This is a genomic window from Geothrix oryzae, from assembly GCF_030295385.1.
In the GTDB taxonomy this organism is placed as follows: domain Bacteria; phylum Acidobacteriota; class Holophagae; order Holophagales; family Holophagaceae; genus Geothrix; species Geothrix oryzae.
The window spans coordinates 2,261,496-2,285,494 of the sequence record NZ_AP027079.1 but is presented as its reverse complement, the minus strand read 5'-3'; the positions used below and the strand labels follow the sequence as shown (position 1 = coordinate 2,285,494).

18 protein-coding genes and 2 tRNA genes are annotated in these 23,999 nt (G+C 68.9%); 12 read left to right on the top strand and 8 right to left on the bottom strand.

Annotated elements, in window-relative coordinates:
* Positions 1-3 precede the first annotated feature (3 nt).
* On the top strand, positions 4-1,308 hold the full coding sequence (gene miaB, locus QUD34_RS10560; RefSeq protein ID WP_286353663.1) for a tRNA (N6-isopentenyl adenosine(37)-C2)-methylthiotransferase MiaB: 1,305 nt from the start codon (positions 4-6) through the stop codon (positions 1,306-1,308).
* 182 nt (positions 1,309-1,490) lie between these two features.
* Here miaB and QUD34_RS10555 read toward each other — a convergent pair whose 3' ends face one another.
* Positions 1,491-2,369, bottom strand: coding sequence for an aldose 1-epimerase family protein (locus tag QUD34_RS10555; RefSeq protein WP_286353662.1), 879 nt, complete (start codon positions 2,367-2,369; stop codon positions 1,491-1,493).
* 65 nt (positions 2,370-2,434) lie between these two features.
* Between QUD34_RS10555 and QUD34_RS10550 the strand changes: the two genes are divergently transcribed.
* Positions 2,435-2,977, top strand: a complete 543-nt coding sequence (locus QUD34_RS10550; protein WP_286353661.1) for a hypothetical protein — start codon at positions 2,435-2,437, stop codon at positions 2,975-2,977.
* 29 nt (positions 2,978-3,006) lie between these two features.
* Here QUD34_RS10550 and QUD34_RS10545 read toward each other — a convergent pair.
* Positions 3,007-3,092: transfer RNA gene (locus tag QUD34_RS10545), tRNA-Leu, on the bottom strand.
* Between the two features lie 47 nt (positions 3,093-3,139).
* On the opposite strand from QUD34_RS10545, the gene QUD34_RS10540 reads away from it, so the two are divergent.
* The 3 genes from QUD34_RS10540 (at position 3,140) to QUD34_RS10530 (ending at position 6,221) form a co-directional block, all read left to right on the top strand.
* Entirely contained in the window at positions 3,140-3,472 is a 333-nt protein-coding gene (locus QUD34_RS10540) for a c-type cytochrome (protein ID WP_286353660.1), read from the top strand.
* A 61-nt stretch (positions 3,473-3,533) separates the two neighbouring features.
* A complete protein-coding gene (locus tag QUD34_RS10535; protein WP_286353659.1) occupies positions 3,534-3,911 on the top strand; it encodes a c-type cytochrome in 378 nt (125 codons plus the stop codon).
* Between the two features lie 9 nt (positions 3,912-3,920).
* Entirely contained in the window at positions 3,921-6,221 is a 2,301-nt protein-coding gene (locus QUD34_RS10530; protein ID WP_286353658.1) for an ATP-dependent helicase, read from the top strand.
* A gap of 60 nt (positions 6,222-6,281) precedes the next feature.
* On the opposite strand, the gene QUD34_RS10525 is transcribed toward QUD34_RS10530, so the two are convergent.
* Positions 6,282-7,202 carry a TIGR01777 family oxidoreductase gene (locus QUD34_RS10525; protein WP_286353657.1) on the bottom strand — a complete coding sequence of 307 codons (921 nt, stop codon included), beginning with the start codon at positions 7,200-7,202 and terminating at the stop codon, positions 6,282-6,284.
* Between the two features lie 134 nt (positions 7,203-7,336).
* Between QUD34_RS10525 and QUD34_RS10520 the strand changes: the two genes are divergently transcribed.
* Positions 7,337-8,980 (top strand): NAD(P)/FAD-dependent oxidoreductase, encoded by a 1,644-nt coding sequence (locus QUD34_RS10520; protein WP_286353656.1) that lies wholly within the window; start codon positions 7,337-7,339, stop codon positions 8,978-8,980.
* 21 nt (positions 8,981-9,001) lie between these two features.
* Here the strand turns inward: QUD34_RS10520 and QUD34_RS10515 are convergent, their stop codons facing one another.
* Complete coding sequence (locus QUD34_RS10515) at positions 9,002-9,886, bottom strand: TonB family protein (protein WP_286353655.1); 885 nt, start codon at positions 9,884-9,886, stop codon at positions 9,002-9,004.
* Between the two features lie 102 nt (positions 9,887-9,988).
* On the opposite strand from QUD34_RS10515, the gene pap reads away from it, so the two are divergent.
* A complete protein-coding gene (pap, locus tag QUD34_RS10510; protein ID WP_286353654.1) occupies positions 9,989-11,461 on the top strand; it encodes a polyphosphate:AMP phosphotransferase in 1,473 nt (490 codons plus the stop codon).
* A gap of 14 nt (positions 11,462-11,475) precedes the next feature.
* Here pap and QUD34_RS10505 read toward each other — a convergent pair whose 3' ends face one another.
* Positions 11,476-12,303, bottom strand: a complete 828-nt coding sequence (locus QUD34_RS10505; RefSeq protein ID WP_286353653.1) for a pyruvate, water dikinase regulatory protein — start codon at positions 12,301-12,303, stop codon at positions 11,476-11,478.
* Between the two features lie 23 nt (positions 12,304-12,326).
* Here QUD34_RS10505 and QUD34_RS10500 point away from each other — a divergent pair, with 23 nt between their 5' ends.
* The 5 genes from QUD34_RS10500 to QUD34_RS10480 all read left to right on the top strand — a co-directional run bounded on the left by QUD34_RS10500 (position 12,327) and on the right by QUD34_RS10480 (position 19,343).
* On the top strand, positions 12,327-13,469 hold the full coding sequence (locus QUD34_RS10500; protein ID WP_286353652.1) for a sensor histidine kinase: 1,143 nt from the start codon (positions 12,327-12,329) through the stop codon (positions 13,467-13,469).
* A gap of 214 nt (positions 13,470-13,683) precedes the next feature.
* Complete coding sequence (nadE, locus tag QUD34_RS10495; protein ID WP_286353651.1) at positions 13,684-15,393, top strand: NAD(+) synthase; 1,710 nt, start codon at positions 13,684-13,686, stop codon at positions 15,391-15,393.
* A gap of 34 nt (positions 15,394-15,427) precedes the next feature.
* Positions 15,428-15,514 (top strand) — tRNA-Leu (locus tag QUD34_RS10490).
* 175 nt (positions 15,515-15,689) lie between these two features.
* Positions 15,690-16,094: a bacteriohemerythrin gene (locus QUD34_RS10485; protein ID WP_286353650.1), complete on the top strand. Its 405-nt coding sequence runs from the start codon at positions 15,690-15,692 to the stop codon at positions 16,092-16,094.
* Positions 16,095-16,298: 204 nt separating this feature from the next.
* Complete coding sequence (locus QUD34_RS10480; protein WP_286353649.1) at positions 16,299-19,343, top strand: TonB-dependent receptor; 3,045 nt, start codon at positions 16,299-16,301, stop codon at positions 19,341-19,343.
* Positions 19,344-19,533: 190 nt separating this feature from the next.
* Here the strand turns inward: QUD34_RS10480 and QUD34_RS10475 are convergent, their stop codons facing one another.
* The 3 genes from QUD34_RS10475 to rpsU form a co-directional block, all read right to left on the bottom strand.
* Positions 19,534-21,087 (bottom strand): methyl-accepting chemotaxis protein, encoded by a 1,554-nt coding sequence (locus QUD34_RS10475; RefSeq protein WP_286353648.1) that lies wholly within the window; start codon positions 21,085-21,087, stop codon positions 19,534-19,536.
* Positions 21,088-21,155: 68 nt separating this feature from the next.
* Positions 21,156-23,576 carry an endonuclease MutS2 gene (locus QUD34_RS10470; protein WP_286353647.1) on the bottom strand — a complete coding sequence of 807 codons (2,421 nt, stop codon included), beginning with the start codon at positions 23,574-23,576 and terminating at the stop codon, positions 21,156-21,158.
* Between the two features lie 91 nt (positions 23,577-23,667).
* Complete coding sequence (rpsU, locus tag QUD34_RS10465; RefSeq protein WP_026852993.1) at positions 23,668-23,874, bottom strand: 30S ribosomal protein S21; 207 nt, start codon at positions 23,872-23,874, stop codon at positions 23,668-23,670.
* Positions 23,875-23,999 lie beyond the last annotated feature (125 nt).

Below are 23,999 nucleotides of genomic sequence, written 5' to 3'. Positions count from 1 at the left end.
TGCATGAAGTTCCACATCCAGACCTGGGGCTGCCAGATGAACGATCACGACGGCGAAAAGCTGTCGGGATTGCTGTCGGCCGAGGGCTTCGAGGCGGTGGATTCGGCGGAGGAGGCCGAGCTGGTGCTGCTGAACACCTGCTCCATCCGCGAGAAGGCCGTGCACAAGGTCTATTCGGAGCTGGGCCGCCTCCGCGAGGAGAAGCAGCGGCGCCCGCTGATGGTGGGCGTCACCGGCTGCCTGGCCCAGCAGGAGCAGGCCGCGCTCTTCAAGCGCGCGCCCCACATCGACTTCGTGCTGGGCACCATGGCCCTGAAGCAGCTGCCGCGGCTCGTGGCCGAGGCCCAGGCAGGCAAGGCCCGGGTGATGGACGCGGGCGAATACCCGGACAACCACCTCTTCCCGCCCTCGGTCACGCGGCGGCGGGATACGGCCAAGGCCCTGGTGACCATCACGGAAGGCTGCAACCACGCCTGCACCTACTGCATCGTGCCCACCACCCGCGGCGCCGAGCGCCATCGGCCGTACGGGGATGTGCTGGCCGAGGTGCGCGGCCTCGTCGAGCGCGGCTACCGCGAGGTGGAACTGCTGGGCCAGAATGTGAACAGCTACGCCGGAGGCTGCACCTTCGCGGACCTGCTGGAGCGCGTCTCCGAGGTGGAGGGCCTGGAGTGGATCCGATTCACCACCAGCCATCCCATGAACTTCACGAAGGACCTGGCGCGGGTGCTGGTGGCCAACCCCAAGGTGGCGCCCTTCCTGCACCTGCCCCTGCAGAGCGGCAGCGACCGCGTGCTGAAGCGCATGCTGCGCGAGTACACCGTGGCCGAGTACCTGGAACGCCTGGGCTACCTGGGCGAAGGCCGGTCCCGCATGGCCCTCAGCACGGACTTCATCGTGGGCTTCCCCGGGGAGACCGATGAGGACTTCGACGCCACGATGCGGGTGCTGGACGAGGTGGCCTTCGACGGCTCCTTCAGCTTCATCTACTCGCCGCGGCCCGGCACGCCTTCGCTGCGCCTCAAGGACGACCTGCCCATGGCGGTGAAATCCGCCCGCCTGACGCGCCTCCAGCAGCGCCAGAGCGAGCTCACGCGAGCCAGCAACGAGCGGTTCCTGGGGCGCGAGATCCCCGTGCGCATCGAGACCCACGGTCCCAACGAGCAGGGCTGGTGGCTGGCCCGCAGCGGCGAGTGGAAGACGATCCATCTGGCGGCCGGGCCGGGCCGCGAGCTGCCGTTCGGCGAGCTCGTGCGCGCCCGGGTCACCCTGGCCAGCCCCCATTTCCTGGGCGCGGAGCTGGTCTAGGCTGCGGAAGTTTTTGAAACGCAGGAACGCAGGGGCCCGCTGAGAACGCAGAGGATCGCTGGATGGGGATGTGCCTTGGAGCGTGAGCCCGCGCCCTTTCCGTGTATGCCTGTTTTCTTCCGAGGCCAGCGCTTTGCCTTGTGCCCTCTGTGGAACTCCGCGGTCTCTGTGTTCCGCGTTTGCTACGGCGCCATCGCCATGGACAGGTCGAGGGCCCAGCAGCGGGTAGCGCCGGGAGGCAGCTGGAAGCTCCCGGGCTTCTCACTGAATTCGCCGGCCCAGCCCTCAGGATCGGCATGTCCCTCCCAGGGCTCGAGGCAGAGGAAGGCGGGGCCGGGATCGGGCTTGGCCCAGAGGCCCAGGTGGGGGAAGCCCTCCCAGCGCAGGTCGAGGGCGGGGCCGCCTTCGGCCTCGAGGCGCAGGGCGCGGCTGCGGGGCCGATCGAAGATGAGCGCGTCTTCCGTGAAGAGGGACTCGCGGAGGGGCAGGATCCGGTCCTGGATGGGACTGGTCCGCAGGGCCGGATCGAGGAGCCCCTCGCGGGTGAGACGACGGAGGGGGCCGGGTTCGTCGGCTTCAAAGACCAGGCGGTGGGCCGATTTCGGAAGGCCGGGGACCAACGGCCAGCGGAAGGCGGGATGAAGGCCCAGGCTGGCGGGCAGCGGATCGGACCCCGGATTGTGGAGGGCGAGATCCATGCGCAGGCCCGTGGCGCCCAGGGTCCAGGTCACCTGCAGCGAGAAGGCGAAGGGATAACAGGCCCGGGTGGCGGCGTCATCGCGAAGTTCCAGCGTGCAGGCGGCCTCCGACCGCTCGATCCAGGTGAAGTCCCGCTCCCGGGCGAACCCGTGCCGGGGCATGGAAAAGGTCCGGCCCCGGTGCCGGAGGATGTCACCGTTCAACCGGCCCACGATGGGGAAGAGCAGGGGGGCATGCCGGGGCCAGAGTGGGCCCGCCTCCCAGAGCAGGTCGTGTCCGGCGAGGCGCAGGGCGTGGAGCTCGGCCCCGGTGGTGCCGATGACCGCGCTCGAGGGGCCGGCCTGCAATCGATGGATGTCCATGCCGTCAGGTTACCGGACCGTGGTAGATTGCCGGCCTAGCCTGCCGCAATTCTCCGGGAGCAGCCATGTCTTTCACGGCGGATGTCATCGCGACGACTCTCCATGCGCCCCTCGCGAATGTGGAGAGACACTGGCCGCTGGTGACCGAGGCCCTGGCCACCCTCAAGATCCTGGAGCCGGCCACCGAGGTGGCGGCCATCGCCACCATCGGGGCCGAGAGCTACCTGTTCGCACCCGAGAAGGAGCAGGGTACGGAGGCCTACTTCCGGCGCATGTACGCGTTCAAGCGGGCCCTGGGCAACACCGAGCCCGGCGACGGCGCCCGCTTCTGCGGCCGGGGCTTCATCCCCGTGCTGGGCCGCGCCGAGTACGCCCGCTTCGGCAAGCTGGTGGGCGCGGATCTGGTGGAGGATCCGGACCGGGCGCTGGATCCGGCCGTGGCCGCCCGCATCCTGGCCTACGACTTCATGCTGAAGGGCGTGCCCAAGGCCGCCGCCGAGGGGGACTGGATCAAGGTCCACCGCCTGGTCCGCGGGGATCTCTCCGGCTGGAAACGCTTCAACGGGATCCTCATCTCCCTGCTGAAGCTGATGCCTGAGCAGGGCTGAAGCCGTTCGCAAGGTCATTCACAAGGTAGTGGTGCGCCCGACCAGACTCGAACTGGTACTCCGTTGCCGGAAGCGGATTTTAAGTCCGCCGCGTCTGCCATTTCGCCACGGGCGCGTCGTTCCAGCCTAACGGCGCCGGGGCCGGCGTGGTAGCTTCGACCCATGAAGCTCCGTCCCGCCGCGCTGCTGCTGGCGATCCTTCCGGCCGCCCTCCTGACCGCCCAGGTCCGGGACCTGCGGGGCTTCTACCGAGAACGCTGCGTGGCCTGCCACGGGGTCGACGGCACGGGCCGAGGTCCCGGCGGCACGAAGCTAGGCGGCCGGAACCTGACCGATGCCCGCTGGCTGGCAAGACAGGACGAGGACGCGCTGGTGGCCTCGATTCTGAAGGGACGCGGCGCCATGCCCGGTTTCGGGCGCCAGATCTCCGAGCCCGAGGCCCGGCGCCTTCTGGCAGAGACGGGACGCCCCCCGGCCTACCGGAAAAAACCCTAGCGGATCTTGCGCGGGGGGATCCCCGGCGCATCCTGGCTGAATGTTTGCTCCCGAGGTGCCCATGCGGATGCTCCCGATCCTTGTCTGCCTTCTCGCCGCCCTTCGGGCGGCCGATTCCCCCCGGCCGGCCCGAACGGTGGAGGAACTTCGGGCCTTCTTCGCGCAGAACTGCGTGAAATGCCACGGTCCCGATGGTTCCGCCCACGGCGCCGATGGGAAAAAACTGGGCGGGTTCGACTTCACCGATGCGAAGAAGGCCGGCGGCGAGACCGATGCCGACATGGTGAAGACCATCCGCAAGGGCATTTTCTTCGGCCGGGTCATGCCCTCCTTCAAGGACCAGCTGACGGAGGCGGACATGGCGCTCCTGGTGAAGGAGGTGCTCCGCAAGGCCGAGAAGGGCAAAGCCATCGCCGCGGAACCGGAGGCGGGCCGATAGGATGAAGGGATGCCTGGCGCCCCCTCCGACCACCCTTCCACCCACCCCCTGCTCCGCAACCTGAACGCCCCCCAGCGGGAAGCCGTCCAGCATGCCCGCGGGCCCCTGCTCATCCTGGCCGGGGCGGGGTCCGGCAAGACCACGGTGATCACCCGCCGCATCGCCTGGCTCATCGAGGAGGAGGGCGTCCATCCGGGCTCCATCCTGGCCATGACCTTCACCAACAAGGCCGCCGAGGAGATGCGGGAGCGCGTCCAGCGCCTGGTGTCCGTGCCCGCCGCGCAGATGTGGGTGAGTACCTTCCACAGCTTCTGCACCCGCATCCTGCGCCGCGAGGGGGAGCGCACGCCCGTCGGCCGAGATTTCGTCATCTTCGATCCGGCTGACCAGAAGAGCCTCATCAAGCAGGTGCTGGTGGAGCTGAAGCTGCCCGAGAAGCAGTTCCACCCCAAGAAGGTGCTGGAGATCATCAGCGACTTCAAGAACCGCTGCCTGCTGCCGGAGGAGGCCCGCGAGGAGGCCCTGGATCCCTGGACCCGCAAGGTGCTGGACGCCTACGATCTCTACCAGAAGGGCCTGAAGAACCACCGCGCCTGCGATTTCGACGACCTGCTGCTCTGGACCGAGCGGCTCTTCCGCGATCCCGTGATGCAGGCGGCCTACGGCGAGCGGTTCCGCTACATCCTGGTGGACGAGTACCAGGACACCAACCGCGCCCAGTACCTGCTGGTGCAGCACCTGGCCCGCCGCCACCACAACCTCTGCGTGGTGGGCGACGAAGACCAGTCGATCTACGGCTGGCGCGGAGCGGACATCCGCAACATCCTCGATTTCCAGCAGGACTTCCCCGAGGCCGTGCGCATCGAGCTGCTGCAGAACTACCGTTCCACGAAGAAAATCCTGGATGCGGCTTCCGAGGTGATCGCCAACAACTCCCAGCGCGTGGAGGGGAAGGGGTCGCTGAAGACCGACCTGGGGGACGGTGAACCCATCCAGTTCAAGCTGGCGGACGAGGGGCGCCTGGAGGCGGAGTGGGTGGTGCAGCGCATCCAGGAGCTGCGGTATCTCGAACCGGAGATCAAGGTCGCCGTGCTCTACCGCGCCAACTGGCAGTCCCGGCAGATGGAAGAGGCCCTGCGCGCCCAGAACCTGCCCTACCGGCTGGTGGGCGGGGTGAAGTTCTACGAGCGGCAGGAGGTGAAGGACCTCATCTCGTACCTGCGCCTCATCTCGAATCCCTTCGACCTGGTGAGCTTCCGCCGCTGCGTGAACGCGCCCACCCGCGGCGTGGGGCCCACCACGCTGGGGAAGATCGAGGCGGCCATCCCCGAGGGCGGCACCCCGCTCGAAGGGCTCGCGCTGCTGCTGAGGGCCGGCGAGCTGAAGGGCCGCGCCCAGCGGGAGCTGGGCAAGTTCCTCGACCTGTTCCACCGCGCCGGATCGGAGCGCGAAGCCCAGGGGCTGGCGGGCCTGGTGAAGTGGGTGCTCCAGGAGAGCGGCTACCTCCAGAGCCTGGAGGACGAGGCCACGCTGGAGGCCGAGGGGCGCATCCGCAACCTGGAGGAATTCCTCAGCGCCGCCGCCGAATCCGAATCCCTGGGCCTGCGCCTGTCGGAGTTCCTGGATCGCATCACCCTGGCCTCGGACACGGACCAGCTGGAAGAGGCCGCGCAGCTCAGCCTCATGACCATCCACTGCGCCAAGGGCCTGGAGTTCCCTTTCGTGTTCGTCATCGGCATGGAGGAGGATGTCTTCCCCAATCGCAACGCCCGGGAGACGCCCGAGGGCCTGGAGGAGGAGCGCCGGCTCTTCTATGTGGCCATCACCCGGGCCCAGCGGCGCCTCACCCTCAGCGCCGCCCGCCGCCGCCGCATCATGGGCACCGAGATGCTCTCCATGCCCAGCCGTTTCCTGCGGGAGCTTCCCGCCGAGGCCCTGACGGCACCCATCCGATGGGGCACCGAACTCTACCAGTCCGGGGAGGGCGTGCGGCCGGGCAGCTCCTTCACCCGCGGGGCCGGTGGCGCCTCCGTGGCGACAGAACTGCAGCGCATCCGCAGCTTCTTCGACCGGGTGAAGGAGGTTCCGGTTCCTTCGGGCGAACCCGAGGGCGACAGGTTCTCCGAATCTGCCGAGTCCAAGGATCCGACCGCTTTCGAGGCGGGAACGCGGGTGAAGAGCGCCCGCTTCGGCGCAGGCACCATCCTGGCGGCCTCGGGCCGGGGGGATGGCCTGACCTACACCGTGCGGTTCGACCAGGGCGGCGACAAGCGCATCATGGCGCGGTTCGGGGGGCTGGAGCGGGCCTGATCCTCCCGGTCGGAACTCTTTCCGGCAGCAGGCGGCCCGGGGCGGCGAAGGTTCTCCCCCTTACAACAGGTCCAGCAGAGCTTCCTCCGGCGAAGGGAAGCGGAAGGGGAAGCCGAGGACCTCGGCCTTGCCGGGATGGACAAAGGCGCCCCGCAGGAGCAGGTCGCGGCCGAGTTCCCCCAGGGCCAGGCGGACGCCGGCGGCGGCGAGAACCCCCGGGATGGGCGCCAGCGGGCGGTGGAGCTGCTTCGACAGCAGCCGCAGGAAGACCGCCTGGGATACGGGCTCGGGGGCCGTGGCGTTGAAGGGGCCCTCCCAGGCCGGGTTCCCGGCCGCCGCCAGCAGCATGGCCACCAGGTCGTGGAGGTGGATCCAGCTGAGGCCCTGGCGGCCGTCCCCGAGCCGGCTGCCGGCCCACAGCCGCACGGGGAGCGCCATCTTCGGCAGGGCGCCGCCGTTCCGGGCCAGCACCATGCCGAGGCGCGCGATCGCCACGCGCACGCCCAGGCTCCGGGCCGCCAGGGCCGCGGCTTCCCAGGCCTGGCATACCTCCGGCAGAAAGCCCGTGCCGGCCGGGCTCAGCTCGCTCAGGGGCGTGTCGTCGGGGGCCGCTCCGTAGTAGCCGATGGCCGAGGCGTTGACCAGCACGGCGGGACGGTGGGTGCAGCCACGGAGGCCCTCGACCAGGGCCTCCGTGGGACCCACCCGGCTCTGGAGGAGGATCTGCTTCCGCTTGGCGGTCCAGCGCCGGTCCGCGATGCCCTCGCCGGCGAGGTTGAAGACGGCGTCCGCGCCTTCCAGGGCTTCGGCGGGATCCTCCCACCCCTGCGCCCTGGCCCCGGGGGGCAATACCGCCGACCCTGGCCGGCGCGTGAGGACCACCACCTCGACGCCCGCCCTCACCAGGGCCTTCACGAGGGCCCGGCCCACCAGGCCGGTGCCCCCGGCCACCACCACGCGCTGCAAGGGCTGTTCGGCCATGGCGGACTCCGCTCCGGATGCAAGCATAGGCCTTCCCGGGCTGGCGTCCGGCCGGGAAAACCGGCCCGTCCAGGTCCGGGTACCATAAGGACTGGCCTTGAGCCCCGGGCGGGCTCCCCTTCGCCGAGGTTCCCATGCGCTTCCTGCTCTCCAACCTGTCGCTGAACCTGGGTGAGGAGGCGCTCGATCTGGCGAGGCCGCTGGCCCACGCCCTGGGCGGCGCGCCGGAGGACTATCGCGCGGTGGTTCTGGAGCGCCGCAGCCTGGATGCCCGGCACAAGGGGGCCATCCGCTTCCTGGCGACCCTGAGCTTCGAGACGGAGCGCGCCTTGGAGCTGGGGCCGAGGTCCGGCGGACTCAAACTCGACCGGGCGCCGGAGCCGGCTCCCTATGCGGTGGTTCCGCCTCCCCGCCGTCCGCGGGTGGTGGTGGTGGGCAGCGGCCCCGCGGGGACCTTCTGCGCCCTGCGCCTGCTGGACTACGGCTTTGAACCCATCGTGCTGGAGCGGGGGCCCGCCATGGGGGAACGGGTGCAGGCCATCGCGGGCCTGTGGAAGGATGCGGTGCTGGATCCCGAGGCCAATGCCCAGTTCGGCGAAGGCGGCGCCGGCACCTTCAGCGACGGCAAGCTCACCACGCGCATCGGGCATCCGGCCACGCGCTATGTGCTGGAGGCCTTCGTGCGCTTCGGCGCGAACCCCCGGATACTCTACCTCGCCAAGCCCCATGTGGGCACGGATGTCATCCGCCGCTGCACGGTGCTCATCCGCAAGGAGGCCGAGGCCCGGGGTGCCCGGTACCGCTTCCGGGCCCGGCTGGCGGAGGTCCGTTTCGATGACCAGGGCCGTGTCCGCGCGGCGGTGCTGGCCAGCGGTGAGGAGCTTCCCTGCGAGGCCCTGGTGCTGGCGCCGGGCCACAGCGCCCGGGACACCTTCGAGATGCTGCATAGCCATGGCGTGGCCATGCGCCAGAAGCCCTTCGCCATGGGCGTGCGGGTGGAGCATCCGCAGGAGCTCATCGACCGGTCCCAGTACGGCCCCAGCGCGGGCCACCCCTCCCTGCCCGCCGCGGACTACAAGCTGGTCTGCAACTTCGGCCTCAACCGCGCGGCCTACAGCTTCTGCATGTGCCCCGGAGGCGAGGTCATCCAGTGCAGCAGCGAGCCCGGCGGCGTGGTGGTGAACGGCATGAGCAACGAGAAACGCGACTCGGGCTTCGCCAACTCCGGGCTGGTGGCCAAGGTGAACACGGCGGATTTCGGCAGCGACCATCTCCTCGGGGGCATGTACTTCCAGCGGAAGTGGGAGCAGGCCGCCTTCCGGGCCGCGGGGGAGACCTACGGCGCCCCCGCCATGGCCGTGCAGGATTTCCTGAAGGGCCGCGCCACGGGCAAGCTGCCGCGGACCAGCTTCAAGCCCTTCGCGGTGGCGGCGGACTTGAGCACTTGCCTTCCGGGCTTCGTCCAGGAGCAGCTGGCAGGGGCGCTGCCCACTTTCGACCAGAAGATCCACGGGTTCGCCAGCCGCGAAGCCATCCTCCTGGCCATCGAGAGCCGCACCAGCAGCCCCATCCAGCTCCTGCGCGGCGAGGACGGGCAATCCGTGTCCCACCCGGGGCTCTACCCCTGCGGGGAAGGCGCGGGTTTCGCGGGCGGCATCACCTCCGCCGCGGTGGACGGCATCCGCGTGGCCGAGTGGATCGCCCAGAGCGCAGGGGCGCCGGTGTTCCAGCCCTTCGAGAAGCAGGTCCGGGCCGGCGACCTGGCGAACGAGTATTGATGAGAAGGCCTGCCCCGGCGGTCAGTGCCGCTTGGGAGGCTGGTTGGGCAGGGGTCCCGGATGCAGCCGGAAGGCCAGGGTCAGGTTGAAGGTGGCCCACTGGGGCTCGCCGTCCAGCCGGGCGGGCTCGAAGACCCACTGCATGGCATATCGTAGGGCCGTGGGCTTCAACTCGGCGGGGCCGCTGACGGCGATGGCCCGCCGGGGGCGGCCGTCCGGGTCGATGGTGATCTGGGCGATCACGGTGCCTTCGGTGCCCTGGCTGAGGGAGGCCGCGGGATAGGGTGGAGCGGGCGGGCGCACCTTGACCTTCACGCGGCTGAAATCCACCTCCTGGGCCCTGGGCCGCTCCGGCGCCGGGCGCTGCGCCGCATCCGCCTGGGCCGGGGCGGCGAGGGGCTGGACCGTCAAGGGCGGCGTGGTCCCGCCCCTGGAGAGCCGGATGAGATGCGCGGCCATGCTCAGGACGATCTGCCGGGTCTGGAAGAGGAGCCCCTGGTCGCCCGCCTGGGCCGCCATGTAGTTGGTGCCCCACTCCCGGGGGGGCGTCTTCGCGCCCGTCTTCGCGCCCGTCTTCGGGGAGTCCAGGGGAAGCAGGCGCTCGCTGACGCTGAGGAGGCAGGTGCCCTCGCCGTATTGGAGCGTGATGGGGCTGACCTCCAGGCTGTAGGCCCCTTCCGCGCCTTCGACCTCGGAGGCGGGCAGGACGGGGAGGCCATTGCGGGTGAAGAAGGCGGTGAGATCTTCCTGGACCTGGTCCGGATCCAGGCTCACCGCCGCCCGGTTCGAATCGGGAATGAGCACCTTCAGGCTGACGGAGCGCACGGGGCCCAGGCTCGCCGCGGGCCCGGGAGCCTGGGCCCCGAGGGCGGAGGCGAGACACAGGATGGCGGCGGGGTGGGGCATGGATGCTCCGGGGAACCCCCATCATTTCATGCCTTCGGGATCGGTAATCCGCTATCGTGACACTCGCGCCGACCCGAAGGCGCGCCCCGTCCCGGAGGAACCATGTTCGAATCCGCGGAACTTGGCCACAAGGTGTCGAAAGAGGTCTGGGACAGGGAGGTGCCCGCGTTGCGGGAGGCGCTGCTGGACGCCCAGTACGACCTGGCCGCGGCGAAGTTCCCCGTGGTCATCCTGGTGGCGGGCGTCGACGGGGCCGGCAAGAGCGAGACCGTGAACACCCTCAACGAGTGGATGGATCCGCGCCACATCCAGACCCATGGCCTGGCGGAGCCTTCGGATGAAGAGCGCGAGCGGCCGCACATGTACCGGTACTGGCGGATGCTCCCGCCCAAGGGGAAGATCGGCATCTTCGACGGGTCCTGGTACACCTGGCCCATCCTGGAGCGGGCCTGCGGTCGCAGCAAAACCTCGGACCTGGACCAGGACATGGCCCGGGTGGCGCGCTTCGAGCAGATGCTCATCCACGAGGGCGCCCTGGTGCTGAAGTTCTGGATGCACCTGGGCAAGGACGCCCAGAAGAAGCGGCTGAAGGGCCTGGAGAAGGATCCCAAGACCCGCTGGCGGGTGACGCCTCGGGACTGGAAGCACTTCGAGATGTACGACACCTTCCGCCAGGTGTCCGAACGGGCCCTGCGCTCCACGAGCACCGGGGACGCGCCCTGGATCGTGGTGGAGGCCACGGACGCCCGCTACCAGCGCCTCACGGTGGGGAAGATCCTGCTGGAGCGCCTCCGCGCCCGCCTGGACCACCCCGCCCCGGTGGTGCCGGTGATCCCCACGCATCCGCGCCCGTCCCTGGACGGCATGAATGTGCTCAGGGCCCTGGATCTGACGAAGCGGCTGGACAAGAAGGACTACGAGGACGAGCTGCTCACGCTGCAGGGCCGGCTGAACCTGCTCACCCGCCATCGGAACTTCCAGAAGCACGCCGTGGTGCTGGTGTTCGAGGGCGTGGATGCCGCGGGGAAGGGGGGCGGCATCCGCCGGATCACCCAGGCCCTGGACGCCCGCATGTACCACATCCACCCCATTGCGGCACCCACGGAGGAAGAGCGGGCCCAGCCCTACCTCTGGCGCTTCTGGCGGCACCTCCCACGGCGGGGCCGGGTGGCCATCTTCGACCGCAGCTGGTACGGCCGGGTGCTGGTGGAGCGGGTGGAGGGCTACTGTGCCGAGACAGACTGGCAGCGGGCCTACAGCGAGATCAACGAGTTCGAGGACCAGATCGTCCGCAGCCGGAGCCTGCTGCTCAAGTTCTGGCTCTCCATCAGCCAGGAGGAGCAGCTCCGCCGCTTCGAGGAGCGCCAGGCCACGCCCTTCAAGCGCTTCAAGATCACCGAGGAGGACTGGCGCAACCGCGAGAAGTGGCCGGCCTATGAGGCCGCCATCTGCGACATGCTCGACCGCACCAGCACCGAGATCGCCCCCTGGACCCTCGTCGAGAGCGAGGACAAGTACTACGGGCGGATCAAGATCCTGAAGACGCTGGTGCAGCGGCTGGAGGACGAGCTGTAGGAGAAATCCCCACGCTAGACCGCCCGCTCCTTGCCGAACACCCGGTCCAGCACGAGGCCGGCGGTCTCCTCGATGCTGCGGCCCGTCACATCGAGGACGGGCCAGCGACGGTGCTGCTTGAAGATCCCATCGGCGAAGGCCAGTTCCTCGAGGATCTGGCCGAGGTCGCTGTAGCTGTCGGCGCTGCCGGAGGCGCCCAGGCGCTTCAGGCGGTAGGCGCGGATCTCCTGCAGGCGGTCCGGCTCGATGGTGAGGCCCACGATGCGGCCCTGGGGGATCTGCTCGAGCTCCGGGGGCAGCGGGATTCCGGGCACCAGGGGCACATTCATCACCTTGTAGCCCTCCATGGCCAGGTACATGGAGAGCGGCGTCTTGCTGGTGCGGCTGATGCCCACCAGGACGATGTCGGCATCCGGAAGACCGCCCATGTCGATGCCGTCGTCGTACTTCTGCGCGTACTCGATGGCCTCGATGCGGCGGAAGTACTTGTCGCCCACGGCGTGGAAGCTGCCCGGCCGCTCCTCGGGCCGCTCGCGGAGGTAGAGGGCCAGGGTGTCCAGCAGGTTGCCGAAGAGATCCACCTGGGTGAGGCGCAGCTCCGCGCAGCGGTCCGCCAGGTAGGCGCGCATCTCGCGGGAGACGGTGGTGTGGATGATGACGGCGCGCTTTTCCGCGGCCATCTGGAGCACGCGCTCCACATCCTCATGGGAGCGCACATTCTGGAACCGGCGCACCAGGGCCGAGCTCTCGCCCTTGGCGAACTGGGTCAGCGCCGCCTGCACCATGCGCTGGGCGGTTTCGCCGGATCCTCCCGACACCACATAGATGGGCTGCCTGTCCATGGAATTCAGCATACCCTGGGGCCATGCAACCTTTCCCCCACGCCCTCGCCTGGCTCGCTGTGGCGATTCCCGTGGGCGGGGCTCTTGGTGGCCTCGCGGTGCTCCTGGTGCGCTGGGCCCGGTTGCGGCGCCGGGCACCGGCCGATCCGGAGGCCCTGCTGCTCTCGGCGGTGTCCGGCAGCCTGCGGGAACGGGGCGAGCTGGCCGCCACCCTGGGCGAGCTCCGGACGGTCCATGAGCGCCTGCTGGACGCGCTGCCCATGGGGCTGCTGTGGGTGGATCAGCACCAGCGGCTGGCGGCCCTGAACCAACGGGGCTGCGACCTGCTGGGCGTTCGTCCCGGCGTGGTGGGCCTGGAAGCGGCCTTCGTGCTGGAGCCCTTCCCCTGGCTGCGGGAAGCCCTGGCGGGCGACCCCGGGCCGGCCCATCGCCTCGGGGCCCAGGGCCGCCGCTGGCGGATCCAGCGCATCGAGGCGCCGGATCGCATCGGCGCCCTGGTGCAGTTCGAGGATGTCACCGAGGCCGAATTGGAGGACCGCCGCCGCCAGCTGCGGGAGCGGTTCGCGGAGCTGGGGGAGATGACCGCCGGTGTCGCCCATCAGCTGAAGAACGGCCTGGCCGTGCTGAAGGGCCAGGGTCAGCTGCTCAAGCGGGCGGGCCATGGGGCTTCGGCCGAGGCCCTGCTGGAGGAGACCGAGGACCTCGAGCGGCTGGTGCAGCGCTTCCTCCAGTGGGCCAAGCCCCTGGATCCGGCCTCGGAGCCGCTGCGGCTCGAAGAGGCCGTGGGCCAGGCGCTGGTGGAGCTGAAGCGCCGTCCCGTGAGCCAGGGACGACAGCTGGTGACCGAAGGGCGGGGGATGGCGACGGGGGATCCCGTGCTGCTGCATCAGGCCCTGGTGAACCTGCTGGAGAACGCCTGCCAGGCCAGTCCCCTGGGAAGCCGGGTGCTGGTGCGGATCTCCGAGGCACGGCTGGCGATCCTGGACGAGGGGCCGGGCCTGTCGGAGGACACGGCCATCCGCATGCTGCGGCCCTTCGAGAGCGGCCGCCCGGACGGCACGGGGCTGGGCCTCCCCCTGGCCCTGAAATGGCTCAACGCCCAGGGCGCGGACCTGCGGCTGGTGCCGCGCCCCGAGGGCGGCACCTGTGCGGAGATCCGCTGGTAAGGTGAAGAGATGAGGACGAAGCAGGAGCGGAGTGCCACTTTGGCGAAGCCGAAGCCCGAAGGGCGCGCCGCGGGGAGGCTACGCCTCGGTGAACGGAGTGAACCGGAGCGCGCAGCGCGCGCGATAGGCGGAGGCGGCGCGTGAAGGCGAAGCAGGAGCGGAGCCACACTTTGGCGAAGCCGAAGCCCGAAGGGCGCGCCGCAGGAGGCGGCGCGTGAAGATTGCGCTGCTCCAGCTCAACGCCCGCCTCGGAGATCCCGAGGGGAATGGCCGTCGGGTGGAGGCGGCCTACGCGCAGGCCGTCTCGGCAGGCGCGGAGCTGGTGCTGGCGCCGGAGCTGGCCATCCCCGGCTACCTGCTGGAGGACCGTCTCTGGGAGCCCGGAATGCGCCGGCGCATCGAGGTGGAATCCCATCGGCTGGCGGCGCTCTCCGGTGCCGTGCCGCTGGTCTTCGGCACGGCGCGGCCCGCGCCTTCGGGCCGGCTCTGGAACGAGCTGTGGTGGTGCGAAGGCGGCGCCCTCCGTCACTGCGCGCACAAGCGGGTGCTGCCCAGCTACGATGTGTTCGACGAGCACCGCTACTTCGAGCCGGACGCCGCCCCCCAGCCGCTCGTCGCATTCCATGACCACCGCATCGGCCTTTCCATCTGCGAGGACCTCTGGGCCGATCCCCAACTGGGCAACGCGCCGGTGGGCTACGGCGTCGACCCCATCGCGGACCTGGCCGCCGCGGGCGCCACGCTGATCCTCAATGCCAGTGCCAGTCCCAGCGCGTTGGGCAGCTACCTTCCGCCGGGCCGCAGCGCCCCCTGGGCCATCCCCTCCAAGGATGCCCAGCGCCGCCGGTTGCTCCCGGGCCTGACCCAGAAGCACGGCATCCCCATCGCCTACGCCAGCCGCGTGGGGGCGGAAAGCTGGCTGCTCTTCGACGGCGGCTCGGGCCTGGCGCTGCCGGACGGGCGCTGGCAGGGGTGTGCGCCCTTCCACGAGGGCCCGCTCAGCGTGGACCCGGGGGCCCCGGGCGAGGCCTGGCACGCGGTGGGGGACGGTCCCTGGCTGCGCAAGGCCCTGGTGACGGGCCTCCGCGACAACCTGGCGAAGCAGGGCCTCGAGGCCCTCGTGGTGGGCCTGTCGGGTGGCATCGACAGCGCCGTGGCCGCGGCCCTGGCGGTGGAGGCCCTCGGTCCCGGACGGGTGCTGGGCGCGGCGCTGCCCACGCGCTTCAGCAGCGCAGAAAGCTCGGCCCTTGCCGAGCAGCAGGCCCGGCACCTCGGGGTGGCCTTCCTCAGCCTCGACGCGGAGGCCCCGTTCGCGGGCTTTTCGACGGCCCTGGAAAAGGCCCTGCCGGGTCGCACCTTCGGCCTGACGGACGAGAACCTCCAGAGCCGCTGCCGGGGCAGCCTGCTCCTGGCGCTCACCTCGGAGCCGGACATCCAGCGGCGCCTGGGCACGGAGCGGATCGCCGTGCTGAACACGGGCAACAAGAGCGAGGCCGCCACCGGCTACTTCACCCTCTACGGCGATGGCATCGGCGCCTTCGCGCCGCTGGGGGATTGCCTCAAGGCCCGCGTCTACGCCCTGGCCCGCGACCTGGGGGAGGCTGTGCCCCGGGGCGTGGTGGACCGCCCCCCCACCGCCGAACTGCGCCCCGGCCAGACGGACGAGGCCAGCCTCCTTCCCTATGTCCAGCTGGACGCCATCCTGGGCGCGGCCCTCGAGGCCCAGCGGCCCGAGGAAGGCCTGGCGGACGATCTGGCCCTCCTGCTCGAGGGCGAGGCCCTGGCCCAGGCCCGGGCGGCGCTCCCCCGCATCCTGGGCCTCCTGCGCCGCACCGAGTTCAAGCGGCGCCAGCTGCCCTTCGCGTTCAAGGTAAGTCCCAAGGCCTTCGGCGCGGGGCGCCGGATCCCGCTCACCGCGCTATGAAACAGCCCCGCCTATGGGTTAACCTAGCCCCATAGCCGGTGTGGCGAAATGGCAGACGCGACGGACTCAAAATCCGTTTCCCTCTAAAGGAGTGTCGGTTCGAGTCCGACCACCGGTACCAGTTCGGCCCTTTTTGGGCGTTTTGCAGTCGACAGTCTCAAATCACTTGATATGCAGGTCGCCAGAAGTTTACATTCAACTGTCGTTAGCATGATCAGGATTCCCGTGCCCAGGCAGCCCTCCGCCGACGCACCCGGGTCTTGCAGGTTGTCGAACGCCAAGGGAGGCCTCGGGCCATGGATGCCGTTTGGAACACCCGATACAACACGGGCATCCATATCATCGACGAGCAGCACCAGGAGCTCTTCGCCACCGTGGACCGGCTGCGGAAGTCCGTCCAGGGCGGCTCCGCCCGCGAAGAGATCGAGGCCCTGCTGTCGGATCTGATCCAGTGTTCCGAACGCCATTTCTCCACGGAAGAAGCGTTCATGGCCAAGTTCGGCTACCCGGACCTGACGCAGCATGTGTCCGAGCACGCCTCCATGCTCACGAGCCTGCACGAGCTCCACGCCAAGTTCCGGGAAAGCCCGCATGCGCTGGCCCTGATGGTGCCGACCTTCATGGAGGGCTGGCTCAAACACCACATCAGCGATGGGGATTTCGGGTTCGTGACCTTCCTGAAGGCGCGGAACCTGGCTTGAATGGCGCTGAAGCGGCCTGATGTGATGAAGTTGTGCCTTTTTGTGGGCTTTCCTGGAAACTTTTCGGGCAAAAAAGGCACTTGAGCCGCCCGGCTGGGTTCGGGGATCCTGGGGCATCCCACCTGCCACGGACGCCCCAGGCACCTCTGCCCGCGGAACCTGCAGTCCAAATGATCGGCCAGGAATGGCCACTAGGAGTGACGCATGAATCGACGCTGGACGACCCTCACCTTGACGGCGCTGGCCTGTGCCACGATCGCCTCGGCCCAGACTTCCTCCACCGCCGGGGCCATCCGGGGCGTGATCAAGAACAAGGGCGGCCAGGGCGTGGCCGGTGCCACCCTGTCGCTGCGGAACCGCGAGACGGGTCTGGTGCGCACCGCCACGGCCAATGCCCAGGGCGAGTACCACATCGGCCTCCTGCCCGTGGGCGGCTACGAACTCACCGTCACCGCGGCCGGCATGCGCACCCTGAAGGACACCAGCGTGCAGGTGTCGCTGGGCCAGAACACCACCGCGAACTTCAGCCTGGACAAGGCCGAGGCCTCCGCCACGGTGGAGATCGTCGCCTCGAGCCAGAGCCTGGACACCACGCAGGTGAACAGCGTCACGGCCGTGGACGCCAAGCTGGTCGAATCCATTCCCCTCAACGGCCGCGACTTCACCAACCTCGTGCAGCTCACGCCCGGCTCGGTCTACGATCCGGACAACAACCGCGTGTCCATGGAGGGCGCCCGGGGCATCCAGAACAACCTGACCATCGACGGCGCCTCCTACCAGTCGAACTTCTTCGGCGAGCAGCGCGGCTCCACGCGCATCCCCTTCGCCTTCGGCGCCGACACCATCAAGGAACTCCAGATCATCACCAACGCCTTCGATGCCCAGTACGGCAACGCGGCGGGCGCGGTGATCAACGCCGTCTCCAAGACCGGCACCAACGAGTTCGGCGGTTCGGCCCTCTACCAGGTGCGGCCCAAGTCTCTGGTGGCGCGCATCACGCCGGTGCCCTACGACCGGGCGGGCACCATCAACACCCAGCAGGCCCTCACCAAGAACTTCACCCAGACCCAGTTCAATGTCAATGTGGGCGGCCCGATCATCAAGGACAAGCTGCACTTCTTCGTGGGCGTCGAGACCTACAAGTACAAGGAGGACTTCACGCCCTCCTTCGCCATCTCGAGCTCGGGTGGCAACAGCAACTCGCCCGTGCCCAACTTCACCAACTTCCTCAACACCTACGGCAAGCTGATCGTCGGCAATGACGGGCGCACGCTGGCCCAGGAAAGCGGCCGGAGCTACACCAACGACCGCACGAACACGGTCTACTTCGGCCGCCTGGACTGGACCATCAACGAGAACCACCGTGCCACCCTGCGCGTGAACGCCCAGGACTGGAAGTCCGAGAACGGCACCACCTCCTTCACCAGCAGCTTCGCGCCCACCACGGGCCAGACGCAGCAGGGCCAGGAGAAGAACAGCGGCCTCAGCTGGGTGGTGGAGTTGAACAGCGTCCTCGGCTCCAACCTGGTGAACGAGGCCCGCGTCCAGCGCGCCATCGAGCGGCGGCCCCGCATCGCGAACAGCACCGCCTCGCCCGAGTTCCAGGTGAACGGCGGCTTCACCGCCGGCCAGAACAACTTCCTGCCCAACGGATTGGACGAGTACAGCTGGCAGGTCATCGACAACCTCACCTGGACCCAGGGAGACTGGACGGTCAAGGGTGGCCTGGATCTCCAGCTCTTCGACTTCAAGAACACCTTCTTCCGCTACCAGAACGGCTCCATCCAGTTCGGAAACTACTCCATCGCCAACAAGTGGGCGGCCGGGACCGTGGCCGCGGCCGACAGCCTGACCTATGTGGGCGCCTACAGCGACTTCGGCGGTGCCATCTCTTACAAGTCCAAGCTCTTCGCGGGCTTCGTCCAGGGCCAGTACCAGGGCCTGCTGGATCGCCGCCTCATGCTGAGCCTCGGCCTCCGCGCCACCCGCGAGGACCAGCCGGACAACCCGCGGCCGAACGCCCAGTTCGCCGGCCTCGACCAGGCCAACGACACCACCTCGTACGACCCTCGCTTCGGGTTCACCTACGATCTGAAGGGCAATGGCAAGACGCTGCTGCGCGGCGGCTACGGCTGGTTCTCCAGCCCGAACCCCAGCCTCACCGTGTCCAACACGATGAACAGCAACGGGAACACCACCTCCACCTACTTCATCAACAACGGGGCCGCCACCAACGCGCTCTTCAACTCGGGCGCCCTCTCCTACGCCCAGCGCGTCTCCGCCGGCGGCACGATCCTGAGCGCCCTGCCGTCCAACCTGCTGGCGGGCCTGGCCTCCGCCAGCCGCGTGGGCCAGGTCTGGGATCCCCGCAACGAGATGACCGTGGCCAAGCGCACCGCCCTGGGCGTCGAGCACGCCTATGACAACGGCCTCACCCTCGGCCTCCAGGCGGTGTATGCGAAGTTCGAGAACCTTCAGTACTTCGTGAACATCAATCTGGCCCAGGTGGGCGCTCCGGCGGGCTCCTACTACAACGACGGCTACGCCCTGCCCAATTCGAACACCTTCTCCACCACCGGCCGCCCCAACCGGGCCGTGGTGAACGGCCGGATGATGGACTTCACGAACTTCGGCAATGTGTTCCTCAGCAAGAACGATGGTGAAGGCACCTACAAGGCCCTCATCCTGACGGCCTCCAAGCGTTCCGAGAGCGGCTGGGGCTTCAATTCCACGCTGACCTGGTCCAAGGCCCGCGACAACAACTCCAACGAGCGCACCACCGCGAGCTCCACGGCCGACTCGAACACCAACAACCCGGCCAATCCCTCCGGCACCGAGGCCTACAGCGACAACGACCGCCGCCTGCGCGTGACCTTCGCGGGCTTCTTCCCGATCATCTGGGGCATCCAGGGCGCCGTGAACTACAGCTACACCAGCGGCCGTCCCTACAGTTCCATCTCCACCAACGACCTTAACGGCGACAGCGGCCGCAACGACTACACGCCCGGCACCGAGCGCAACCAGTACCGCCAGCCCCATGTGAAGCAGCTGGACCTTCGTCTGAGCCGGAACTTCGAATTCACGAAGCGGTTCAAGGCCGAAGCCTTCATCGATGTGTTCAACCTGGCCAACTGGGCGGCCCAGCGGACGACCATCACGGGCGGCCAGCCGACCACCGACTTCGGCTTCATCAACCTGCCCGACCGCAACACCCGCGAGGTCCAGCTGGGCGTCCGCGCCCGCTTCTGATCCTCCCCGGTCCCAAAGGAAAGGCCCCGCGACCGCGGGGCCTTTCCTTTGGGTGGAGACTGGCACCTGCGACGCGCCGTTCCCGGCGGGGAAGCGCTGGCAGGGCGCTGGTTCCCTGACGGCTCGCCCCGTGGACTGGACACGGAAAAGCCCCGCAGGGCGGGGCTTTTCCGTTCAGCAAGGCCGCGGATCAGATCCTGAAGCGGGCCACCAGGGAGTTGAGCTGCTCGGCGAGATGGCTCAGCTCGTCCACGGTGCGGGTGGATTCCTTGATGGTGGCGGCCATCTCCTCCATGGCCGCGGCATTCTGCTCGGCGATGGCGGTGAGGTTGCCCATGGCGGCCACCACGGACTGGCTGTCGTGGCTCTGGGTCTCGCTCTGGCCCCCGATGGTCTTCATCCGCTCGGCGGAATCGGTGATGGCGCTCTGGATGCTGTTCAGCGCCTCGCCGGCCGTGTTCACCATCTTCGTGCCGTCGTTGATGGCCCGGTTCGAGGTCTGGATGAGGGCCGTGATCTCCTTGGCGGCGGTGGCACTGCGCTCGGCCAGCTTGCGCACCTCCTCGGCGACCACCGCGAAGCCCTTGCCGTGTTCGCCGGCCTTGGCGGCCTCGATGGCGGCGTTGAGGGAGAGCAGGTTCGTCTGGTTGGCGATCTCGGTGATCACGGTGAGGATGTTGCCGATCTGCTTCGAGTTCTGGTCGATGGCGCGCATGCCGGAGATGGCGCTGCCCACGGCCGTGCCGCCCTTGCCCGCGGCCTGCTGGGCCTGCTCGAAGACCAGGAGGGCGTCCGCGACATTGGAATTGACCACCTGGGAGGAGCCGGCGATGCCCTGGACGCTGCTGGTGGTGGTCGTGACGCTGGCCTTCTGGTTTTCGGCGGAGTGGGCGATGCTCTGGGCCGTGCTGTGCATCTCGGACATGCCGGCCGACATCTGGAGCGAACCCGACGCGATGTTGGTGGAGATGGCCATCACCTGCTGGACGATCTGGTGGATGTTCTCCACGAACCGGTTGAAGTGGCCGGCCAGGGCGGCGATCTCATCGTTGCCGTGCACATCCAGGCGGGCGGTGAGGTCGCCCTCGCCCTCGGAGATGTCGCGCATGCGCCGCTGGATGTTCTCCAGGGGGGTGACGATGGCGTTGCCCAGGAACCAGGCCGCGCCGAATCCGGCGGCGATCATGAGCACGCCGAGGATGGCCATGCCCAGGAGGGCGCCCATCTGGTCCTTGCGGACGCGGTCCCGGTTGGCCAGCAGCATGAGGTAGGACTTGTTGGGGGCCCCTTCGATCTTCACGAGGGAGCCGACGACCAGGAAGCCGTCCTTCTCAAAGGTCATGTTGTCTTTGGAAAGATCCTTCTTGGCGGCTTCCGTGAGGAAGGCACCGGCGAAGGGGGCCAGGTCGATCTGGGAGGGCTTGGCCTTGGACTTGGTGACGACCTTGGGGGCCTTGGTGGCGGGATCCAGGGCCACGAGGGCGGCCTGGGTGATGTCGTTGTTGTCCTTCATGCCGTCCAGGCCGCGCTCGACGAGCCCCAGGTCCTCGAACTGGACACCCGACTGGATGCCATCCGAGACCAGGGAAGCCAGACTGCTGGCCTCGAGCTTGAGGCCGTCATTCAGCGCAGTGTTCAGGCGCCAGAGGGAAAACACCGTCGCCGCAGTGCCCAGCACCGCCGCCAGGGCGAGGATGGAATACAGCAGCTTCTTTCGGACATTGAGGTTGTTCCAGAATTCCATGGCCGCCCCTAAAGAGGTGTGTCCACAACCCATCGGGCGGGCGGGACCGCGGGTTGAGTTTCGAGGCGCTACCTGAGGGAGATGACGGTGGCGCCGGCGCCGCCCTGATTTTGCGGTGCATCCTCGACCCGGGCGATGCCGGGGTGTCCCCGCAGGGCCTCCCTTACGGCAGCTTTCAATTTTCCGGTGCCGTGGCCATGGACGATGCGGATGGTGCGGCGGCCCGCGGCCAGGGCCTCCTCCACGAAGCGGTAGATTTCGCTGTCCACCTCGTCACTGGCCCGGCCGATGAGGTTCATTTCCGATTCGATGTCCTGGGCCTCGGCGCGCACCCGGACCCGGCCCGTGGGCTTCGGCGCGGCCTCCCGGGCCCCGATGGGCTCCAGCTCCCCCAGGCGGCATTCCAGGCGGCGGCCCTGGGGCGTTTCCAGCGTGGCCCGGTCGCCCTTCAGGGCCACCACCCTGCCTTCGACGCCCAGGCCCCGGTGGCGGGCGAAGCCGCCTTCGCGGATCTCCACGGGGGCGGCGCTCCGGGCGGGGTTCCGGCCGGGCGACAGCTCGGCCTCGGCGAGGCGCGTCAGCTGCTTCACCCGCTCGTGGGCCTCGGTGCCCAGGCGGTCGGCGTTGACCTCCGCCGCCTTCTGGCGATCCTTCAGCTCGCGCACCAGCCGCTTGCCCTCGTGGTCGAGGAAATCCAGCACCCGGGCGACTTTCTCCTTGGATTCCCGCTGGAAGGTCTCGCGTTCGAGGCGCAGCTTCTCCTCCCGCTGGCGGAGGATCTCCCGGTCCTTTTCCGCGGCGGCCTGCCCTTGGCGCAGGGTCTCGGCCTCCTCCAGCAGGCGCGTACGCTCGGCCTCCAGCTCCCGCAGGAAGTCCCGCCAGTCCTGTTCGCGCTGGCCCAGCACCTTGTCGGCGTGCTCCAGCACGGGCTTGGGGAGGCCCAGCTTGGCGGCGATGGTGAGGGCGCGGCTCTGCCCCGGCTGGCCCACCAGCAGGCGGTAGGTGGGGGCCAGACGGTCCTCGTCGAACTGGACCGAGGCATTCTGGAACCGCATGTGGCGCAGGGCCCACTGGCTGATCTCGCCCAGGTGGGTGGAACACAGGATCCAGCAGCGGCGCCGGGACAGGGTCTGGAGGAGGGCGATGCCCAGGGCGGCGCCTTCCTTGGGATCGGTGCCCGTGCCCAGCTCATCCAGCAGTACCAGTCCGCCGTCATGGACGTTTTTCAGGATCTCTTTTAAGTGCAATATATGGCTACTGAAGGTCGAGAGGCTTCCCGTGATGGTCTGGTGGTCGCCGATGTCCGCATGGAGGCTGGGCAGGGCGGGGAAGCTGGAGCCTTCCCGGACCGGCACCGCGCAGCCGCTGGCCGCCAGGGCCGAGAGCAGGCCCACGGTCTTGAGGACGACGGTCTTGCCGCCGGTGTTCGAGCCGGAGATGACGAGCCCTGGCTTCTCCGCCTCCAGGACTAGGTTCAGGGGCACCACCGGGTGGGGCAGGGGCTCCAGGCCCATGGCCTCGCGCACGGCGGGCAGCAGCATGGGGTGGCGGGCCTCCAGGAGGCAGAGGCGGCCCTGCTTCGGATCGGCTTCCAGCTCGGGCAGGCGGCCGTCGCAGAGGACCGCCCAGCGGAGGAGCGCCAGACCCTGGTCCGCCCGGGCCTGGAGGTCGCGCCAGCGGGTGAAGTCCTCCCGCCGGGTGCGCAGCTCCGCCAGCAGGTCGCGCAGGAAGGCCTGGACGGCCTGGGCGTAGTCGCGATCGGCTTCCACGAAGGCGTTGTTGAGGGGCACGGCCTCCATGGGCTCCACGAAGACCGTGGCTCCGCTGCCGCTGCGGTCCAGCACCAGGCCCGGCACCAGACTCCGCCGCTCCGACCGGACCGGCAGGCAGAAGCGGCCGTTGCGATCGACGACCATGGCCTCGTTGAAGGCGTCGGGCGTGGCCCGCAGGAGCTTCTGGAGCTTGGCCTGCACGGCCTGGAAGGCCTCCTGGCGGCTCCGGTGGAGGCTGGCCAGGGCGGGGATGCGCAGGGGATCCAGCTGGCCGTCGGGGTTGAAGCTCTTGGCCAGCCGCTCGGCCACGGGAGCGGGATCCGGCAGCAGGGCGGCCGTCACCTGGAGCCGGTCGATGCCGAGGTGCGTGCCCGGCGGCGCGGGGCGGCACTCGGGCCAGGGCAGGTCGGCCAGACTCGAAAGCAGCCGGGACAGGGCCTTCAGGCCATCCCGGAGCTGCCGCCAGTGCTCGGGCAGCAGCCAACCCGCAGGGTTGAGCAGCTCGTCCAGGGATTCATCCATGGGGAGGATGGGCAGCCGGTCCGGCGAGGCGGCCCAGAGATCCTGGAGCTCCAGCTGGTACAGCCGCCGCAGCCCCGTGAGCCCATCCCAGGGGTGCATGGCGCCGAGGGCGGCGCGGGCGGGAAGCGTGCGCGCGCCCGCCTGCACCAGCCGGATCGCATCGGGGAATTCCAGGGCGTCGAGTTCAGGGTTCATGGCGGGAGTCTTGAGTCCTCAGTCTTGAGTCTTCAGTAAAACAAAAGGCCCGCTTCCGCGGGCCTTTTTCGAGAGGAAGCGAAGCTTCATCTCAACCGATCATGCGCCGTTCCTGAGCGAGGCGCTTCAGGGTCTTCTTGCGGGCGGCGAGCATCTTGCGCTTGCGCTTGGTGCTGGGCTTTTCGTAGTGCTGGCGCTTCTTCAGCTCGCTGAGGATGCCGGACTTCTCGCACTTCCGCTTGAAGCGGCGAAGGGCGAACTCGAAAGTCTCGTCTTCTTTGACCTTGACCAAAGGCATGTGGATGCACCTCCTTTCCCGTGGATTTCGGGACGGCGCCAGGGAACGGGCCGGACCGAACGAGAAGTGTATCTCAGATTCCGAGTTATGGCGAGGCGGAATCCCTCCCGCTACCCTGGATCCTC

Bases quoted from the DNA above. Each gene is read 5' to 3' on its own strand.
- QUD34_RS10475 (WP_286353648.1), bottom strand. From the start codon at position 21,087: ATGGAATTCTGGAACAACCTCAATGTCCGAAAGAAGCTGCTGTATTCC.
- QUD34_RS10555 (WP_286353662.1), bottom strand. From the start codon at position 2,369: ATGGACATCCATCGATTGCAGGCCGGCCCCTCGAGCGCGGTCATCGGC.
- rpsU (WP_026852993.1), bottom strand. From the start codon at position 23,874: ATGCCTTTGGTCAAGGTCAAAGAAGACGAGACTTTCGAGTTCGCCCTT.
- miaB (WP_286353663.1), top strand. From the start codon at position 4: ATGAAGTTCCACATCCAGACCTGGGGCTGCCAGATGAACGATCACGAC.
- QUD34_RS10485 (WP_286353650.1), top strand. From the start codon at position 15,690: ATGGATGCCGTTTGGAACACCCGATACAACACGGGCATCCATATCATC.
- QUD34_RS10535 (WP_286353659.1), top strand. From the start codon at position 3,534: ATGCGGATGCTCCCGATCCTTGTCTGCCTTCTCGCCGCCCTTCGGGCG.
- QUD34_RS10515 (WP_286353655.1), bottom strand. From the start codon at position 9,886: ATGCCCCACCCCGCCGCCATCCTGTGTCTCGCCTCCGCCCTCGGGGCC.
- QUD34_RS10530 (WP_286353658.1), top strand. From the start codon at position 3,921: ATGCCTGGCGCCCCCTCCGACCACCCTTCCACCCACCCCCTGCTCCGC.
- QUD34_RS10520 (WP_286353656.1), top strand. From the start codon at position 7,337: ATGCGCTTCCTGCTCTCCAACCTGTCGCTGAACCTGGGTGAGGAGGCG.
- QUD34_RS10470 (WP_286353647.1), bottom strand. From the start codon at position 23,576: ATGAACCCTGAACTCGACGCCCTGGAATTCCCCGATGCGATCCGGCTG.
- QUD34_RS10525 (WP_286353657.1), bottom strand. From the start codon at position 7,202: ATGGCCGAACAGCCCTTGCAGCGCGTGGTGGTGGCCGGGGGCACCGGC.
- pap (WP_286353654.1), top strand. From the start codon at position 9,989: ATGTTCGAATCCGCGGAACTTGGCCACAAGGTGTCGAAAGAGGTCTGG.
- QUD34_RS10540 (WP_286353660.1), top strand. From the start codon at position 3,140: ATGAAGCTCCGTCCCGCCGCGCTGCTGCTGGCGATCCTTCCGGCCGCC.
- QUD34_RS10505 (WP_286353653.1), bottom strand. From the start codon at position 12,303: ATGGACAGGCAGCCCATCTATGTGGTGTCGGGAGGATCCGGCGAAACC.
- QUD34_RS10550 (WP_286353661.1), top strand. From the start codon at position 2,435: ATGTCTTTCACGGCGGATGTCATCGCGACGACTCTCCATGCGCCCCTC.
- QUD34_RS10500 (WP_286353652.1), top strand. From the start codon at position 12,327: ATGCAACCTTTCCCCCACGCCCTCGCCTGGCTCGCTGTGGCGATTCCC.
- QUD34_RS10480 (WP_286353649.1), top strand. From the start codon at position 16,299: ATGAATCGACGCTGGACGACCCTCACCTTGACGGCGCTGGCCTGTGCC.